The organism is Brevibacterium metallidurans, from assembly GCF_037101285.1.
GTDB lineage: Bacteria > Actinomycetota > Actinomycetes > Actinomycetales > Brevibacteriaceae > Brevibacterium > Brevibacterium metallidurans.
In genome coordinates this window covers 176212-193791 of the sequence record NZ_BAAAAF010000003.1, presented here as the reverse complement: position 1 = coordinate 193791, position 17580 = coordinate 176212, and the positions used below count along the sequence as shown (strand labels likewise).

At 69.3% G+C, this 17580-nt stretch carries 12 protein-coding genes and 1 pseudogene; 7 read left to right on the top strand and 6 right to left on the bottom strand.

Annotated elements, in window-relative coordinates; all coding sequences use genetic code 11:
- Positions 1-5: 5 nt before the first annotated feature.
- On the top strand, positions 6-1868 hold the full coding sequence (locus AACX88_RS05700; protein WP_339392133.1) for an ABC transporter ATP-binding protein: 1863 nt from the start codon (positions 6-8) through the stop codon (positions 1866-1868).
- A 464-nt stretch (positions 1869-2332) separates the two neighbouring features.
- Here the strand turns inward: AACX88_RS05700 and AACX88_RS05695 are convergent, their stop codons facing one another.
- From AACX88_RS05695 to AACX88_RS05685, 3 genes are all read right to left on the bottom strand, one after another.
- Positions 2333-3349, bottom strand: coding sequence for a hypothetical protein (locus AACX88_RS05695; RefSeq protein WP_339392132.1), 1017 nt, complete (start codon positions 3347-3349; stop codon positions 2333-2335).
- Between the two features lie 431 nt (positions 3350-3780).
- On the bottom strand, positions 3781-4470 hold the full coding sequence (locus AACX88_RS05690) for a phosphonatase-like hydrolase (protein WP_339392131.1): 690 nt from the start codon (positions 4468-4470) through the stop codon (positions 3781-3783).
- Between the two features lie 66 nt (positions 4471-4536).
- The gene (locus AACX88_RS05685) at positions 4537-5313 is read right to left on the bottom strand and encodes a GntR family transcriptional regulator (protein ID WP_339392130.1); all 777 of its coding nucleotides are present in this window, start codon (positions 5311-5313) and stop codon (positions 4537-4539) included.
- 165 nt (positions 5314-5478) lie between these two features.
- Here AACX88_RS05685 and AACX88_RS05680 point away from each other — a divergent pair, with 165 nt between their 5' ends.
- From AACX88_RS05680 to phnE, 4 genes and pseudogenes are all read left to right on the top strand, one after another.
- Positions 5479-6627, top strand: coding sequence for a TIGR03364 family FAD-dependent oxidoreductase (locus AACX88_RS05680; RefSeq protein ID WP_339392129.1), 1149 nt, complete (start codon positions 5479-5481; stop codon positions 6625-6627).
- A gap of 138 nt (positions 6628-6765) precedes the next feature.
- Positions 6766-7671: pseudogene (locus tag AACX88_RS05675) on the top strand (phosphate/phosphite/phosphonate ABC transporter substrate-binding protein).
- Positions 7671-8477, top strand: a complete 807-nt coding sequence (locus AACX88_RS05670) for a phosphonate ABC transporter ATP-binding protein (protein WP_339392128.1) — start codon at positions 7671-7673, stop codon at positions 8475-8477. The pseudogene AACX88_RS05675 and the gene AACX88_RS05670 overlap by 1 nt, the downstream one beginning before the upstream one ends.
- Positions 8474-9331, top strand: coding sequence for a phosphonate ABC transporter, permease protein PhnE (gene phnE / locus AACX88_RS05665; RefSeq protein WP_339392127.1), 858 nt, complete (start codon positions 8474-8476; stop codon positions 9329-9331). The genes AACX88_RS05670 and phnE overlap by 4 nt, the downstream gene beginning before the upstream one ends.
- Positions 9332-9476: 145 nt before the next feature.
- Here the strand turns inward: phnE and glmM are convergent, their stop codons facing one another.
- The 3 genes from glmM to rplM form a co-directional block, all read right to left on the bottom strand.
- Complete coding sequence (gene glmM / locus AACX88_RS05660; RefSeq protein ID WP_339392126.1) at positions 9477-10829, bottom strand: phosphoglucosamine mutase; 1353 nt, start codon at positions 10827-10829, stop codon at positions 9477-9479.
- A 235-nt stretch (positions 10830-11064) separates the two neighbouring features.
- Positions 11065-11568, bottom strand: a complete 504-nt coding sequence (gene rpsI / locus AACX88_RS05655) for a 30S ribosomal protein S9 (protein WP_339392125.1) — start codon at positions 11566-11568, stop codon at positions 11065-11067.
- A gap of 33 nt (positions 11569-11601) precedes the next feature.
- The gene (rplM, locus tag AACX88_RS05650; protein ID WP_339392124.1) at positions 11602-12045 is read right to left on the bottom strand and encodes a 50S ribosomal protein L13; all 444 of its coding nucleotides are present in this window, start codon (positions 12043-12045) and stop codon (positions 11602-11604) included.
- Positions 12046-12368: 323 nt separating this feature from the next.
- Here rplM and AACX88_RS05645 point away from each other — a divergent pair, with 323 nt between their 5' ends.
- Together AACX88_RS05645 and AACX88_RS05640 are read left to right on the top strand one after the other, a co-directional pair.
- Positions 12369-15056, top strand: coding sequence for a hypothetical protein (locus tag AACX88_RS05645; protein ID WP_339392123.1), 2688 nt, complete (start codon positions 12369-12371; stop codon positions 15054-15056).
- Positions 15053-17326, top strand: a complete 2274-nt coding sequence (locus tag AACX88_RS05640) for a hypothetical protein (protein WP_339392122.1) — start codon at positions 15053-15055, stop codon at positions 17324-17326. Before AACX88_RS05645 ends, AACX88_RS05640 begins: the two co-directional genes overlap by 4 nt.
- Positions 17327-17580: the final 254 nt, after the last annotated feature.

The following is a 17580-nucleotide window of genomic DNA, read 5'->3' as shown; positions in this document are numbered from 1 at the left end:
CGAGGATGAGTCTGAATTCAGCGCATCGGGTGATGTACACCTCGGTGAAGAGCAAGCGCACCCCGGAGACGAAGATCCAGCCGGGAACCTACCGGCGGATCGTCGGGTTCGCGAAGCGGCACAAGAGGAAGCTCGCGGTCTTCCTCACCCTCTCCGTCGGCTCCGCGGTCATCGGCGTGCTCAACCCGGTCCTCGCCGGCGACGTCGTCAACGCGATCACCGGCGGCGGTCCCGTCGCCACCGTCGTCTGGATCGCCGTGGCGATCGGCGCGCTCGCGATCGCCGACGCCGCGATCAGCATCTCGAACCGGTACCTGTCCTCGCAGATCGGCGAGGGCCTGATCTTCGACCTGCGCACCGCCGTGTACGAGCATGTGCAGTCGATGCCGATCGCCTTCTTCAGCCGCACCCGCACCGGAGCGCTCGTCTCCCGGCTCAACACCGACGTCATCGGCGCCCAGCGCGCGTTCTCGAACACGCTCTCGGGCATCGTGTCGAACATCGTCTCACTCGCGCTCACCGTCGGCGTCATGGTGACGATCTCGTGGCAGGTCACGGCCCTGTCGTTCCTCCTCCTGCCGCTGTTCATCATCCCCACGCGGATGCTCAGCGGCAGGCTCGCCTCCCTCCAGTTCGAGGCCGCGGAGAACAGCGCGGACATGTCGACGCGGATGACAGAGCGCTTCTCCGCCGGCGGCGCCACGCTCATCAAGCTCTTCGGCGATCCGTCCACGGAGAACCGCGAGTTCGCCGACCGTGCCGGTCAGGTCCGCGACATCGGCGTCAAGGTCGCGATGCTCCAGTCGACGTTCGTCGCCTCCCTCACCCTCGTCTCCGCGCTCGCTCTCGCGCTGGTCTACGGCATCGGCGGCGCGCAGGCGGTCCTCGGCCACCTCAACGCCGGTCAGGTCGTCACCCTCGCCCTTCTCCTCACCCGCCTCTACACGCCGCTGACGATGCTTGCGAATGCGCGCCTGGACATCATGAGCGCGGTCGTGAGCTTCCAGCGGGTCTTCGAGATCCTCGACCTCGTCCCGTTCATCAAGCAGCCGACGGAGCCCAAGGAGCTGCCCGAGGGCGGACTCGACATCGAATTCGACCACGTGAGCTTCGCCTACCCGAGCGCCGAACAGGTCAGCCTCGCAAGCCTCGAGGACGTCTCGGTCCTCGACGCCCGCGGCGGTCAGGAGGTCCTCCACGACCTCAGCTTCACGATCCCGGCCGGGCACACGGTGGCGCTCGTCGGGTCCTCGGGTGCGGGCAAGTCGACGATCGCCTCACTGCTGCCCAGGCTCTACGACGTGACGGAGGGCGCGATCACGATCGGCAGGGTCGACGTCCGCGAACTCTCCGCCGAGACTCTGCGCCGCACCGTCGGCGTCGTCACCCAGGACGGGCACGTCTTCCACGAGTCGATCCGGTCGAACCTGCTGCTCGCGAAGCCGGATGCCACCGAGGAGGAGCTCGCCGACGCACTCGACCGCGCGCAGCTGCACTCCGTCATCTCGGCCCTGCCCGACGGCCTCGACACCGTCGTCGGCGAGCGCGGCTACCGCCTCTCCGGCGGTGAGCGGCAAAGGCTGACGATCGCCAGGATGCTGCTGGCCGCCCCCGACATCGTCGTTCTCGACGAGGCCACCTCGGCGCTGGATTCGACGAACGAGGCGGCCGTGCAGCAGGCGCTCGCCCATGCGATGGCCGGGCGCACGGCGCTCGTCATCGCCCACCGGCTCTCGACGATCCGGCAGGCCGATACGATCCTCGTCGTCGAAGCCGGGCGCATCGTCGAATCCGGCTCGCACAGCGAACTCATCGCCCGCGGCGGCCGGTACGCCGAGCTCTACGCGACGCAGTTCTCCGACAGCTGAGGCGGGCCGGGGCGCACGCTGCCTGCGCGCCGATCCACGTCTGGCCCGAATATCGACGCTCCGCCGACGCCGCTTGGCGCCGATCCACGCTCAGCAGGAAATCCGCGTCGCCCGTGACGCGGATTTCCGGCCACGCGTGGATCGAGGGCGGAGCGGTCGCTGATCGTGCAAGTTGCATGCTCCGGCGCGGCGTGGATCGACGAGGAACAGGTCGGTGAGACAACGCCGGTCAACGCTGAGACTCTCTTCGGGTCCGCCTGTGCGCCGATCCACGCCAGGCACGAATATCGACGCTCCGCCGACGCCGCTTGGCGCCGATCCACGTGCAGCAGGAAATCCGCGTCGCCCGTGACGCGGATTTCCGGCCACGCGTGGATCGAGGGAGAGGCGGTCGCTGATCGTGCTAGCTGAACGCTCCAGCGCGGCGTGGATCGAGGGCGAAACGGCCTGTCAGATAATGCCGGTCAGCGCTGAGACCCGCCGCGCGAATCGAGACCCTTTGCAGGGCTCGCGGTGCGGCGCGAAATCGCATCTTTGATGCGGAGGAACACGTCGGCGGCGAAGAGGTCGGCCCAGGTGATCCTGAAGACGGTGTAACCCAGATTGCGCAGTGCGTACTCGCGACGCCGTTCGAGCTCGAACGATTCCTTCGGATCGGCCCCGTCGAGGAAGTACTTGCCCGCACCGTCGAACTCCGCGATGACCTTCGCGGCCTCGTCGGCGAAGTCGGTGCGTGCGATGAATTCACCCTGCTCGTCTTCGATGACGACCTGGGGCTCGAAGCCGTGGATCGAATGCTCGACGAAACGGATCGCACAGATCGATTCCGCCACGGTCTCCCTCCGCCCGTCGGCGTTGTCGAGCACCGCGTCGATGCGCGCCTGGTGGGTGCGCACAGGATGTCGAGCACAGAACTCCCGAAATTCGTCCAATGTCACGAGCGAGCACCGCAGGGCATCGTCGACGACTGCCACCGCGAACGCCAGCGGACAGTCCCGGGAGATGTCGAACAGAGTGCGCAGCACGGAGGTGACAGGCACACCACCGACCTCGACGGTGTCACCGGGTTCCAACTGGCGGCGTCTGATGAGCATCGTCGGTCTCCGCACGGCGTTGCGCGGATGCGCGGTCTCCGCACAGATCGTCTCTCCGTCCTCGAAGAAGGGGATCGGCAGGCCGTGGACGATGAGGGCGCTCCGGTGCGAGAAGACCGCTTCCGGCGGCAGCGACCTCGCATACGAACGTACGAGGATCCGCAGGTCCTCCTTGCGTTTGCGCAGTCCCGCGGACTCCTTCGGCAGATGAGTGGTCTGCGCCGAGGCGAGCGCGGAGATGAATCGATGGCGAGGATCAGCGCAGACTCTGGTGATGACGTAGTGTCCGCGCCGGGATCTGCGCAGACAGCATTCCTCTGCCAACGCGATCTGATAGGTCGTCAAGCCGGCGGCTTCGAGCTCGGCGACGGACAGGCATGCGAACATACATACAGCTTCGTCAATGCTGGTCAGCCCGGGCAAGAGCGGCGTCGAGGCCTGTGGACAACTCGGCACTCGTGGTCACAGACCCGACGAATCCAGGCGCCGTCGACGGCGATTCGAGCTTTCGTTCGACCACCTCGGCGAGGCGATTCGAACGCCATTCGGCGGGAAGGTCGGGGCGCTCGATCAACGCTGGGCACGAAAGTCGACGCTCCCACGACGCCGCTTGGCGCCGATCCACGCCGCGCCGGAAATCCGCGTCACGGGCGACGCGGATTCCAGGCTGCGCGTGGATCGAGCTGGGAGACCGAGTCGGGGCGCACGCTGTCTGGTGTGCGTGGAGTGCGCGTGGATCGCGCGGGGACGCCGGGCAACGCGACGACCCCGGCTGACGGCCGCCGAGGCGGTGCGGCTGTCCTTGGGTTCGCCTGTGCTCAGGCGCGAAGGCCGAGGAAGGCCGGGATCTCGGCGACCGAGGGCAGCGACTTCGCCCCGTCGAGGGCTGAGAAGTCGTCGGCGGTGAGCTTGCCGGTCTCGACGCCGAGGACGACCCCGGCCCCAGCCGCGGAACCTGCTTCGACGTCGACGACGGTGTCACCGGCGACGAGCACGGTGCGGACGTCCTTCGTCCCGGTCCGCTCCATCGCCCGCTGGATCATGTACGGGTACGGCCGGCCGGCGGCCACCTCGTCGGAGCAGACGACGGCGTCGAGGTTGCCGTCCTCCCCCGTCGCCCAGCCGAGCCCCTTAAGCAGGGGGCCTGCGACATCGGTCGAGAACCCGGTGGTCAGGGCCACCTTGATCCCGTTCGCGCGCAGGGCCGCGAGTGCCTCGGGAACACCGGGCAGCGGTTCGGGCGGCGTCGCCGCGTAGAACTCGCCGAGGAGGGCGCGGAAGCGGTCGAAGCACGCCGCAACCGTCGCCTCGTCGCCCTTGTGTCCGCCGAGGCGGAGCAGGTTGCGGATCGCCTCGACCTTGTCGGTGCCCATCCAGGTCTGCAGGTTCTCCTCGGTCACCTCGGTGCCGGTCTCCTCGACGCTCTGCCGCAGAGCCCGGTAGACGTCACCGTGCTCCTCGAGGGTGGTGCCGGCCATATCGAAGACGGCGAGTTCGATCGTGGTCATAGTGGTCTCCTTCAAAAGGGGTGGAAGCTTCAAAGAGGTGGAAGCAAAAGCCAATGCGGTGGACTGTCACTGGTCGGGGACGAGGCGGACGACGGAGCTGCCCGAGGCGGCGGTGTTGTTGATCGTGAACGTCACCTGTCCGGGCACGTACCGGTCGTCGGAGTATTCGACGGGCACCCCGGCGCCGGTCGAGGTGATCCGCCGCTCCCGCAGCAGCGGCGAGCCGGAGGGCACGTCGAGCATCTCGGCGTCGATGCCCTCGGCTGCGACGGCGTCGAAGGTGTGGCGGGCGGCGACGAGTTCGACGCCGTTGCCCTTGAGGTGGGCGAAGATCGACCCGCTGTCGGTGTCGAAGTCGAAGAGATGACGGCCCGCCTCGAGCGTGAAGCTCGTGCGTTCGACCATGACCGGCACCTCGTCGAGGAGGCGCAGGCGGATGATCTCGACGACGAGCTCACCGACCGGGACGGACAGCGCCGCCGCGACCTCCTCGGTGGCCGCGCGCTTGGCGAGTTCGACCGTCCGCTGACCAGGCCTGCGCTGCGTCGACTGCGCCCACTCGGAGAATGAGAGGAAGCTCGTCATCGACTGCGTCGGCACGGAGCCGACGACATGCGCCACCGCGCCCTGGCCGCCGGCGATGATGCCCTCGGCCCGCAGGGCGGCGAGTGCCTGGCGCACGGGGCCCCGGGACACGGAGAACTCGCGGCACAGCTCGGCTTCGCTCGGCAGCGCCGCCCCGATGGGCAGGCGCCCGTCGGTGATCCGCGCCCGCAGCTCGTCGCCGATGACCCGGTGGAGGGCCGCACGCGGCTCGAGAGGTGAACGTGAACTTGTCATCATAGGTTCGACCCTAACCCACCTGTCGCGGCTTTCCAGCCTCCGCGATTGAACGCCGGATGAACAGACACCCCAGCTCCATGCTGGGAGATGAACGGCTCGCCAACTTATATATACATGCCCCGAATCCGCTTGTCTCCGGCCTCCCGGACACGGCAGTCTCGAAGCATGACCCATTCTGACATCATCGTCGTCGGGGCCGGAATCATCGGCCTCGCCCACGCCCGGGCCGCCGCCCGCCGGGGCCTGAGCGTGACGATCCTCGAAGCCGACCAGGCCCCGCGCGGGGCCTCGGTGCGCAACTTCGGCCACGCCTGCATCACCGGTCAGACCGGTGAGTTCGCCGAGCTCGCCGCGACCGGGCGCCAGCACTGGCTCGACGCCGCCGCCGAAGCCGACTTCTGGGCCGCGCCGACCGGCGCTTTCGTCGTCGCCTCCTCGCAGGCGCAGATGGCGATCCTCGAACAGGCGCGGGCCGCGAAGGGCGCGGCCGCGATCGACCTGCTCACCCCCGATCGCCTCGGTGCGGCCGTCACCGGCGACCCCCACGCCCGCCTGCGCGGGGCCGTGGGCGGCGCCCACCTGACCGCGGACCTCCGCGTCGACCCCCGCACAGCGGCACCGCGGCTCGCGCAGACCCTGGCGGCCACCTCGGCGGTCGACCTGCGCACCGGAGTCCGCGTCACCCGGGTGGGCGAGGGCACCGTCGAGACCTCGGTGGGCGCGTTCACCGCCGACCACGTCATCGTGTGCACCGGCCACGAACTGCCCGCGCTCTTCCCTGAGCTCGCCGCCGAGGCCGAACTCGTCGAATGCGCGCTGTCGATGACCCTGGCCGCGACCCCGGAGCACATCCGCACCGAGGCCGCGGTCCTCTCCCGCACCTCCCTGCTGCGCTACGACGCGTTCGCGTCGATGCGCGCCGCCGAGGCGGTCCGCGACGAGGTCGCCCGCAGCGCCCCCGAGCTCATCGCCGTCGGCGCCAACGTCATGTTCGGGCCCCGCCCGGACGGGACGATCATCATCGGCGACTCCCACGAGTACGGCCGCAGCGTCGATCCGTTCATTCCGGAGTCGACGACGGAGGTCCTCCTCGCCGAGGCGGCCGCCGTCCTCGATCAGCCCACCGGGTTCTCGATCCGGCAGCGCTGGCAGGGCATCTACGCCTCGAGCCCGACCCGGCCGCTGCTCATCGAGACCGTCGACGAGCGCACGACCGTGGCCACCGTGGCCACGGGCATCGGCATGACCATCGCCTTCGGTCTCGCCGAGCGCACACTCGCCGACATCCGCCCGTCACTGCGCCTGACCGCCTGACCACCTGACCGGGTCGGGTCCCCCTGACCGGGTCGGGCCCGCCTGACCGCACCACCGACCACGACCGCACGACCACGCACGATCACGACCATGCTCGACCACATCCACACACCCACGCTCACACCACGAAGGAACATCATGAAGCGCGTCCACATCGCCCTCGCCTCCGCCGCCGTCATCCTCGCCCCCGTCGTCCTCTCCGGCTGCTCGACCTCCGCGCAGGCCGAATCCGCGACCTGCCCCAACGGCCAGATCACCTTCGGCATCGAACCGTTTGAGGACCCGAAGAAGCTCGAACCCGCCTACAAGGCCGTCGCCGAATCGCTGTCGACGTCGCTCGACTGCCCCGTCGAGGTCCAGGTCCTCGAGGACTACTCCGCCGAGGTGCTCGCCATGCAGAACGGCAAGCTCGACATCGGCCAGTTCGGTCCCCTCGGCTACGTCTTCGCCTCCGAGCGCGCCGGCGCCGAACCGCTGGCCTCCTTCGGCACCGCCGAGGGCGAGCTGAGCTCGTACACCGGCGGCATCTGGGTGCCCAAGGACTCCGACATCCAGAGCCTCGAGGATCTGCGCGGCAAGGACCTCGCTCTCGGCAGCGTCGGCTCCACCTCGGGCGACGCCCTGCCCCGCTATGCCCTCGCCCAGGCCGGGATCAAGGAATCCGAGCTCAACCTCAACTACGCCGGCGGCCACCCGTAGGCGCTCCTCGCCCTGACCAACAAGACCGTCGACGCCGCCCAGATCAACTCCCAGACCATGGGCACCGCGATCAAGGAGGGCACGTTCAAGCAGGAGGACTTCCGCCAGATCTGGAAGTCCGAGCCCATCCCGAACGACCCGATCACCGTCGCCGCCTCGGCCGACCCCGAGTTCAAGAAGGCCGTCAAGGACGCCCTGCTCAACCTCCCGGCCGACGACATCGCCGAGGTCGCAGACTACCTCGGCGTCGAACCGGCCGGGCAGCTCATCGAGGTCGACAAGGCCACCTACCAGCCGCTGTTCGACCTCGCGAAGACGATGAACCTCACCGAAGAGGACGTCTGATGGCAGCGAAGACCACTCCCGCCGAGGCGGCCCCCGGCTCGGCGACGACCGCCGGGTCCGCCTCAGGGGCCGAGGCTGCCGCGGCCCCGCTGCTGCGGGTCTCCGGCCTCGCCGTGGCGTACGGGTCGACGACCGTGCTCGACGACGTCAGCTTCTCCGTCTCCCCCGGCGAGCTGCTCGCCTTCCTCGGCGCGAACGGCTCGGGCAAATCGACGACGCTGCGTGCCGTCGCCGGTCTCACCCCGCATCAGGGCGGGAAGATCGAGATCGGCGGGGAGCACGGCCGTCCGGCGATGGTGTTCCAGAAGATCCACCTCGTCGCCCGCCGTTCTGTGCTCGACAACGTCTGCGCCGGAGCGCTCTCCCGCATGCCGGTGGCGTCCTCGCTGCACCCCTGGTTCTATCCGGCAGCGATCCGCCGGGAGGCGATGGTCGCCCTCGACCGGGTCGGCCTGGCAGAGAAGGCCACACTGCGGGCGGGCACGCTCTCGGGCGGACAGCAGCAGCGGGTCGCGATCGCCCGCGCCCTGTGCCAGGGTGCGGAGGTCCTGCTCGCCGACGAACCCGTCGCCGCCCTCGACCCCGAGGCAGCACGCACGGTCATGGGCCTGCTGCGCGACCTCGCCCACGATGAGGGCCTCGCTGTCGCCGCGGTCCTCCACCAGCCGGACCTCGCCCGCGAGTTCGCCGACACCGTCATCGGCCTGCGCTCGGGTGAGATCGTCCTCCGCGGGCGCGCGAGCGAGGTGCCCGCCGAGGAGATCACCGGCCTCTACACCCCCATGACGAATTCGGAGAGCAAGTGAAGACGATTCCCGACACGCGCGGCACCACGCTGCGCACCGTGCCGCTGACGAACACGCCGCCGGCGCTGCAGCCGCCGATCCGCCGCTTCGGCGGCTGGCAGCTGGCGACGGCGATCGTCGTCATCGTCCTCCTCCACGTCGTCGCCCTGCGGGAGACGGACTTCTCCCTCGTCACCCTCGTCGACGGTCGGCAGGGGATGGCGAACTTCCTCGCCGAGGCGTTCCCACCCAACCTCGACTGGACCGAGACGGTGTGGCCGGGCATCCAGGCCACCGGCATCACCCTGTGGATCGGACTGCTCGGGACCACTCTGTCGATCCCCACCTCGGCGCTGCTGGCCGTCCTCGGTTCGCGCACGACCTCACCGCACCCGGTCGTCTACCAGGTCGCCCGCGCGATCATGTCCTTCCTCCGCGCGGTGCCCGACATCGTCTTCGCCCTCGTCTTCGTCACCGCTGTCGGCCTCGGCCCCTTCCCCGGCGTGCTCGCGCTGATCTTCCACAACACCGGCGTCATGGGCAAGCTGTGGTCGGAGGCCATCGAGGAGATCGACCCGGGTCCCTCGGAGGCCCTGACGACGGCCGGGGCCAAGCGGGCGCAGATCGTCGCGAACGCGACGTTCCCGCAGGTCGTCCCCCAGCTCTTCGGACTCCTGCTCTACCGCTTCGACGTCAACGTGCGCTCATCCCTGGTGCTCGGGCTCGTCGGTGCCGGCGGCATCGGCCTGCTCATCAACCAGTCGATCAAGTCCTTCCAGTTCGACTCGATGCTCACGTACATCCTCATCGTGCTCGTGCTCATCATCGCCGTCGACCTCTTCTCCGCCGGGGTGCGCAAGAAGCTCGCGCTCTGAGCGCAGGCACCTGAGCGCGTGAGCGGCGCAGGCACTCAAGGAGTGGCAGGCACGGCGCAGGCCCGGGACGATCATTCGTCCCGGGCCTGCGTTGTCCGTCTGCGTCCCCGCCGAGGCGGTTCACCGGAGTCTCAGAGCGCGTGCCTCAGAGCGCGAGGTGCTCCTTGACGACGGCGGCGAGGCGCTCGGCCTGCGCGCGGGAGATCTCCTCGGTCTCGGCCTCGACCATGACGCGGATGAGCGGTTCGGTCCCCGAGGCGCGGAGGAGGACACGGCCGGTGCCGCCGAGTTCGGATTCGACGGCGGCCACCTCGGCGGCGACATGGGGGTGGTCGACCCGGTGCTTGTCGACGCCCTTGACGTTGACGAGTGCCTGCGGCAGCTGCGGGATCTCTGCGGCGAGGTCGGCCAGGGTGCGCTTGGCGTCAGCCATCCGCTTCATCAGATGCAGGGCCGTCTGCACGCCGTCGCCGGTCGTGCCGTGGTCGAGCATGAGGAGGTGACCGGACTGCTCGCCGCCGAGGGAGTAGCCGTCTGCGAGCATCTTCTCGAGCACGTACCGGTCGCCCACGGCCGTCTGCACGGTCGCGATGTCGTAGCGGTCCATGGCCAGGCGCAGCCCGAGGTTCGACATCACGGTGGTGACCAGGGTGTTCCCGGCCAGGACGCCGAGCTCCTTGAGTCCGATCGCGAGGATGCCCATGAGCTGGTCGCCGTTGACGACCCGGCCCAGGGAGTCCACCGCGAGGCAGCGGTCGGCGTCGCCGTCGAAGGCCACGCCGAGGTCGGACTGGGTTTCGACGACGAGGCGCTGGAGCGGTTCGAGGTGGGTCGAACCGACCCCGTCGTTGATGTTGAAACCATCGGGTTCGGCGGCGGAGACGATCACCTCGGCGCCGGCCTGACGCAGGGCCGCGGGTCCGACGATCGACGCGGCACCGTGGGCGCAGTCGACGACGACCTTGAGCCCGGACAGGGGCCTGACCCCGTCGGGGGCGATCGAGCGCACGAGCTTCTCCGTGTACTCATCGGCTGCGGCCGGGTAGCGGGAGATCCGTCCGACGTCCGCGCCGGTGGGGCGGACCCACTCCTGGTCGAGGATCGCCAGAATCTCGTCCTCGACGGCGTCGTCGAGCTTCGTGCCGCCGGCGGCGAAGAACTTGATGCCGTTGTCGGGCATCGGGTTGTGGGAGGCGGAGATGACGACGCCGAAGGCGGCGCCGGTGTCGCGGACGACGCTGGCGATGCCCGGGGTCGGGAGCATGCCGGCGTCGAGGACGTCGACTCCGGCCGAGGCGATCCCGGCGCTGGTGGCGGCGGAGAGGAACTCACCGGAGACGCGGGTGTCGCGGCCGACGACGGCGAAGGGACGTCGGTCTCCGTTCCAGGTCCGGGTGAGCACTCGGGAGGCGGCGACGGAGAGCTGGAGGGCCAGCTTCGCCGTGATGTCCCGGTTGGCGAGGCCGCGCACCCCGTCGGTTCCGAAGAGTCGTGCCATGGGCAGGTCCTTTCTCACAGTTCTGTTCGATCGTAGTGCATCGGCATCGCCCGCCGAGGCGGCTGTCCCTCTCACCCGGTGATGCGCACTCTCCCGTGTCCCGGGAAGGCGTCATGGGTGCGAGATGTGCTGCGGGCGGTGAATGCACGAAGTGGGGGGGCGAACGGGTTCGGGGCCGCACTTGCGTAACCGGTCGCGCATCAGTGGCAGACCATGCGCGGTCGGTCGAAGCGGATCAGCGCTTCGAGAACTGCGGAGCCTTGCGGGCCTTCTTGAGACCGGCCTTCTTGCGTTCCTTGACGCGGGCGTCGCGGCGCAGGAAGCCTGCCTTCTTCAGCTCGGGGCGGTTCGACTCGGCGTCGATCTGGTTGAGCGAACGAGCGATGCCCAGACGGACGGCGCCAGCCTGTCCGGAGGGTCCGCCACCCGAAATGCGCACGACGACGTCGAAACGTCCTTCGAGGTCGAGCAGGCGGAAGGGCTCGTTGACGAGCTGCTGGTGCAGCTTGTTCGGGAAGTACTCCTCGAGAGTGCGTCCGTTGATGGTCCACTCGCCGGAGCCCGGGATGAGGCGGACGCGGGCGATCGCCTGCTTGCGGCGGCCCACTCCGTTCCCGGGGGCGGTGAGGGACTGTCCGCGTCCACCGGCGGTCTGGTCGCCCAGGCCGGCCTCTGCGGGGGTCTCGGAGGTGTATTCGGTCAGTTCTTCGACTTCGGTCGCGTTGGCGGTGTCAGCCACGGTTCTCCTCGGTAGGTCTAGAGCTAGGGGCGCTTACTGCGCGACCTGGCTGAGTTCGTACGGCTGCGGGTTCTGCGAGGCGTGCGGGTGCTCGCCACCCGCGTAGACCTTGAGTTTCCGCATCTGGGCACGTCCGAGACGAGTCTTCGGAACCATACCGGCGACAGCCTTCTCGACTGCGCGCTCGGGGTTGGAGGCGAGGAGCTCGGCGTAGTTGACGCTCTTGAGGCCGCCCGGGTAACCCGAGTGGTGGTAAGCGCGCTTCTGCTCGAGCTTCGCACCGGTCAGCGCGACCTTGTCGGCGTTGATGATGATGACGAAGTCACCGGAATCGATGTGCGGAGCGAAGGTGGTCTTGTGCTTGCCGCGCAGCAGGCGTGCAACCTGGGTGGCAAGACGACCGAGCACAACGTCAGTGGCGTCGATGACGTGCCACTGGCGCTCGACATCGCCGGGCTTGGGGGTGTACGTACGCAAAAGTAGCCTTCTTTTCGTATCTGTGTATCTCTGGGTCCAGCGCCTGCTGACTCATCGGGTCGTGAGGCTGATGCGTTCAGGCGCTGTCTGTCTTCAATCGGGTCCGTCCGTCGTTCGCTTCCCCACCTACGGGCCTGCAACGCAAGAGGCTATGCAAGGGAGGACGACGAGCGCACACAACGACAATCAAATATACATGGCCGCCGGGCCGCGGAGCAAACGTCCAGGGCGATGCCAGCAGGGTGAGATGCGGCACCCGATACCATTGTCCTGTGCCGCCTGACTCCTTCCTGCCCTTTCGCCTTCCCGCTCCCCGAATCCTGGTGCTGGGAATCCTCGTCGGGCTCCTGGCGCTCTTCGTCTCCCCTACAGCCGCTCCCGCGGCGGCGTCGACACCGAGCACCCCGGGCTCCGCGCAGTCATCGCAGCCGACCGAGCAGTCACCGCAGCCGACCGACGGAACCGGTGCGAAGGTCGCGGGCGAGGGGACGTCGAAGCGCACCGTCGTCATCGGCATACCCGGTCTGACCATCGGCGACATCGATCCCGAACGCACACCGAACCTCTTCGCCCTCGCCTCCCGCGGCGCGGTGGCCAACCTCAACGTCCGCACGATCGGTTCTGCGACCTGTCCGGCCTCCGGCTGGCTGTCGTTCGGTTCCGGGGCCCGCGCCGAGGCGGGTCCGCAGCATGAGCCCGACGTCGACAATCCTGCCCGCTGCCCGGCCCTCATGGCCCCGACGACGGATGCGCAGGCCGCGGACTCCGCCTCTGGAGCCGAGGCGGACGATGCCGCAGCGAGTGCGTCGGCAGGTGACGAAGATCTCGCCGAGGCGCCCGGTCGTGCCGTGACCGCGCGCATTCCCGATTTCGCCTCCGTCAAGGAGCCGAACGCGGGCACCGGGTACACCGTCGACTACGGGATGCTCGCTCGCTTCGTCCGGGATGCCGCGCCGGCAGGGTCGAACGGTCCCGCGTGCGTGGCAGACGAAGGGCCGGGTGCCGCATATGCGGCCGCCGATGCCGAGGGGGTTGTGGAGAACTACACCGACGATGCGATCGCCGCGGGCTGTCGGCTCTCGCTCATCGACCTCGGGGCGATCGGGTCCCGGTCGTGGCTCTACGATCCGATTCCCAACTACTCCTACACCGTGCCCGTCGACTACGACCGGCAGACCGCTGTCGCCGAGGCCGACCGCCGACTCGGTGCGAAGCTCGATGCGCTGAGCAACGCCTCCGGCGACGACCCGACGGTCATCGTCGCGGGTCTCGGCGACAGCTCCGGCTCCCCGCGGCTGCGCGCGTTCATCGGTGCCGGGCCCGGTTTCTCTCCGGGCACCGTGTCCTCGGCGTCGACGCGCAGCCCGGGTCTCCTCCAGCTCACCGACCTCGCACCCGGGATCCTCGGACTGCTCGGCATCGAGTCCCCCAGCGGGATCGCCTTCGACGTCGACGAGTCGGAGGCCTCGGCCGAGGACAGGCTCCTCGACCTCGAGACCGAGGCGACGAAGGCCGAGACGGTGTACGAGCAGCTCTCGACGTTCTCACTCACCCTCGACATCGCCTTCTACGTGCTCTTCGTCCTCTGCGGGCTCCTGCTCAGCGCGGCCTTCGCCGACCGGTGGGCGCCGAGGCTCACCCGCCTCGTGTCTCAGCGTCTTTCCCGGGGACGGTCCGGTTCCGGGCAAGGCGGAACATCGGCCGCCGGAACAGCCGGACCTGCCGCCGCAGCGAACGCACCTGCCACCGGAACAGCCGGACCGGTCGCCGGGGCGGACCGCGGACGAAGTGGTCTCGGCATGGGAGTCCACCGACTGCTCGGGTGGATCGGCCTCGTGCTCGCGACCGTGCCGATGGGCGCGTTCCTCGCCGGGCTCCTGCCGTGGGCGCGATTCCCGCTTCCTGAGCTCGGACTCACCGTCTCCGTGCTCCTCGGCGCGGCGGCGATGCTCGTCATCGCCCTGCTGCCGCCGTGGGGTCGGACGTGGCAGGGCCGGGTGGCAGCACTCTGCCTGGTGACCGTCGTCGTCATCGCCGTCGACCTCGCCACCGGGTCGCGGCTGCAGGCGAACTCGCTGCTCGGCTACAACCCGATCGTCGGTGGGCGGTTCTACGGTCTGGGCAATCAGGGCGCGGCGATCTTCATCGTCAGTCTCTTCATCCTCCTCGGGCTCGTCATCTCCCGTCTGCGGGCAGGCGGTCATCGTCGTGCGGTGGTCCTCGTCCCTGCCGCCGTCGGACTCCTCGCAGTCTTCGTCTCGGGCAATCCCTCATGGGGTGCGAAGTTCGGCGGCACCATCGCCACATTGGCCGGTCTCCTCGTCCTCCTCGCTCTCGTCAGTCGGATCCGTCTCTCGATTGTCCGCCTCGGACTCATCGGCATCGCGTCCCTCGCCGTGCTCATCGGCATCGCCTTCCTCGACTGGCTGCGCCCCTCGGGAAGCCGCTCTCACTTCGGGAACTTCTTCGATCAGCTCGTCACGGGAGAGGCGCTCCAGGTCGTGGGTCGCAAGCTCAGCGCGAACCTCCACATCATCCAGATCAACCCGGCGCTTGCGATCGTCACGCCGCTCGCGATCATCGCGATCCTGGTCTTCCTCCGCTACCTCCTTCACTTCCCGCGCTTCCGCGGCCGGACCCGCACCGCACGCGTCCTCGGGCACTGGCGCGGCCGACTGCCCGCTCTCTTCGCCGACGAGGACCTCCACTCAGGGTTCCTCGCCGCCGTCACCGGCCTCACCGTCGGGCTCATCCTCACCGACTCGGGCATCGCCGTGCCCTCGACCGGGGCGATGGTCCTCCTTCCCTACCTCCTCTCCCTGTGCGCCGACCCTCGCCTCGAGGAGACCGGCGCCGAGGACCGCGACGATCGCAGCGACACCGCCCGCGACGACACGGCCCGTGGCGACACGGTCAGTGGCGACCGCGGCCCTGGTGGATCCGCCGGGTCCACCCTCGATGCCGCCAGTGTGACGCACGGCACTGACACGAGCGGGCGGCCGCGACGATGACCGGCCTCCTGCATTCGCGGCTCGTCCGCGCCCTCATGCTCTGCCTCGCCGTCGCCGTGGTCATCGTCGGTCTCCCCCAGGCGGCCCAAGCCGCACCGGCTCAGTCCCCACCGGCCCAGGCCGCGCCCACCGCACATTCCCTACCAGCCCAAGCCGCACCCGCCCAGGCCGCCGCCACGACGACCTCGGCGCCGGCATCGGCCGCGACGACCTCACCGACTCAGTCGGGCACCACGCCCGCCCCCGCGGAACGGGGAACCATCCTCATCGGCAGCTCCGGCTTCACCTTCGAGGACCTCGATCCGCAGACGACGCCGCACCTCTGGGCGATGATGCAGTCCGCGCAGATCGGGACCATGACCCCGCGCAGCGTCCGGTCGGTCAGCTGCCCGGTCGACGGATGGCTCGCGGTCGGCTCGGGCAGACGCGCGGCCGACGAACCCCGCCGGCAGTGCCGGGTCCCCCAGCCCCCGCTCGACGGCTGGGTCGCCGACTGGGACGTCTACGCGCAGGTCGCCCGCGGTGACAACTACGATGCCGCGCTCGGCGGGCTCGCCGAGGCGGTGCCGCGGATCTCCGCCTTCGGACCCGGGGCCGCGATCGCGGCCGCCGACCCCACCGGCGCCATCGACGACTGGTCGCCGATCGGCGACGACATCGGACCGCAGGCCGCCTCGGCGTCGGCATCCGGGAACCTCACGATCGTCGACCTCGGCAACACCGAGGCCGACGGCTATTCCCTGCGCGACCTCGACCGCCGGGTCGGTGCGATCCTCGCCGCAACAGGCTGGGCGACCGGGGATGCTTCCGACGGCCTCGGAGAGGGCACCACCCCCGTGATCTTCTCCTCGATCGCCGACGGCACGCACGACGGCTCCTCGATGCAAGCGACGATGATGCTCAGGCCCGGTGAGGATCCCGGTCTCCTCACCTCCTCGTCGACGAGGCAGCCCGGCCTCGTCCAGGTGCCCGACATCGCGCCCACACTCGTCCAGCTCTCCGGCGGGGAGCCGATGGGCAACGTCGCCGGGGCCCCGATGTCATCGAATCCCGGAGGGTCGTGGGAGTCGCGCTACCAGTCGGTGCTCGACCGGCAGGTGGCGGTGAAGACGCAGAACGAGATCTCGACGTGGTTCTTCCCCGTCGTCGCCTCACTCATGGCTGGACTGCTCGCCCTCGCATGGTTCCTGCGGCGCAGGAACGCCGAGCTCGTCCACTCGACGGCCTACCGCCTCGGCATCGTCTTCGCGGCGCTGCCGGTCTCCACTTATCTCGTCAACGTGCTGCCGTGGGAGCGGGCGACGAACCCGGACATCGCGATGCTCGGGGCACTCGTCGGCTGGGCCCTGGTCCTCGGGGCGCTCGCACTGCTCGGGCCCTGGCGTAGACACCGGCTGGGTCCGGTGCTCTTCGTCAGCGTCGTCACCGTGCTCGTCCTCGCCTACGACGTCATCACCGGGTCTCAGCTGCAGATGTCGACGCTGCTCGGCGAGCCTCTGCTCATCGCCTCCCGGTTCTACGGGATCGGCAACTCCGCGCTCGCACTCTACTGCTGTGCGCTGCTGCTCGCCGTCGCCGGGTTCGCCTCAATGGCGACGAGGCCCCTGGTGCGCATCGCGATCGTCCTCGTCCCCGTCCTCGTCTCCTGTGTGCTGCTCGCCGCACCGGGCCTGGGCACGAAGTTCGGGTCGGTGCCCACCCTCATCATCGGCGTCGCCTACCTCGCGCTGGCCTCGGCGGGCATCCGCTTCTCGCTCAAACGGCTCGGTCTCACCGTCGGCATCGCCGGTTTCGTCATGCTCCTCGTCCTCTTCCTCGACTGGCTGCGCCCGGCTGACCAGCGCACCCATTTCGGGCGGTTCTTCGACTCGCTCATCAGCGGCGAGGCCCTCGGCGTGCTCGCCCGCAAGATCGACATGAACATCGACATCCTCACCCAGTCGTGGATGACCGTGATCCTCCCGCTCATCATCATCGCCGTCTTCTGGGTCGCGCTCATGCCGCAGCGCTTCGCCCTGGGCGGCCTCGTCGACCTCTACGCGCGCATCCCGCTGCTGCGCGCGGGGATGGTCAGCCTCGCGATCCTCCTCGGCGTGGGCACGATCATCAACGACTCCGGCATCGTTGTCCCCGCCGTCGGCATCCTCTTCCTCGTCCCCGTCCTCGCCCACCTCGAGACGTTCCGCATTCCGGACTCCCCCGCCGAGGCGGCCCCACCGACCGCCACCCCCTCCCGTCCGTCGACCACTGAGACCATCGCCGAGGTGTGAGGTCGAGTCCGCCCAGCCGAGGTACGGAGGGCGAGCACTCCCCGCCGAGGTGTGAGATCGAGTCCGCCCTGCCGAGGTGTGGAGGCCGAGACCTCCCCGCCGAGGTGTGAGGTCCAGTCCGCCCGCCGAGGTGCGAGGTCCAGTCCGCCCGCCGAGGTGCGAGATCGAGTCCGCCCCGCCGAGGTGTGAGGTCCAGTCCGCCCCGCCGAGGTGCGTAAAGCGTTCCCCTAGGACACGGGTCCGCGCACGGAAGA

Excerpts from the sequence above, each read along its gene's own strand:
- AACX88_RS05700 (WP_339392133.1), top strand. The coding sequence starts at position 6 with ATGAGTCTGAATTCAGCGCATCGGGTGATGTACACCTCGGTGAAGAGC.
- AACX88_RS05695 (WP_339392132.1), bottom strand. The coding sequence starts at position 3,349 with ATGTTCGCATGCCTGTCCGTCGCCGAGCTCGAAGCCGCCGGCTTGACG.
- AACX88_RS05690 (WP_339392131.1), bottom strand. The coding sequence starts at position 4,470 with ATGACCACGATCGAACTCGCCGTCTTCGATATGGCCGGCACCACCCTC.
- AACX88_RS05685 (WP_339392130.1), bottom strand. The coding sequence starts at position 5,313 with ATGATGACAAGTTCACGTTCACCTCTCGAGCCGCGTGCGGCCCTCCAC.
- AACX88_RS05680 (WP_339392129.1), top strand. The coding sequence starts at position 5,479 with ATGACCCATTCTGACATCATCGTCGTCGGGGCCGGAATCATCGGCCTC.
- AACX88_RS05670 (WP_339392128.1), top strand. The coding sequence starts at position 7,671 with ATGGCAGCGAAGACCACTCCCGCCGAGGCGGCCCCCGGCTCGGCGACG.
- glmM (WP_339392126.1), bottom strand. The coding sequence starts at position 10,829 with ATGGCACGACTCTTCGGAACCGACGGGGTGCGCGGCCTCGCCAACCGG.
- AACX88_RS05640 (WP_339392122.1), top strand. The coding sequence starts at position 15,053 with ATGACCGGCCTCCTGCATTCGCGGCTCGTCCGCGCCCTCATGCTCTGC.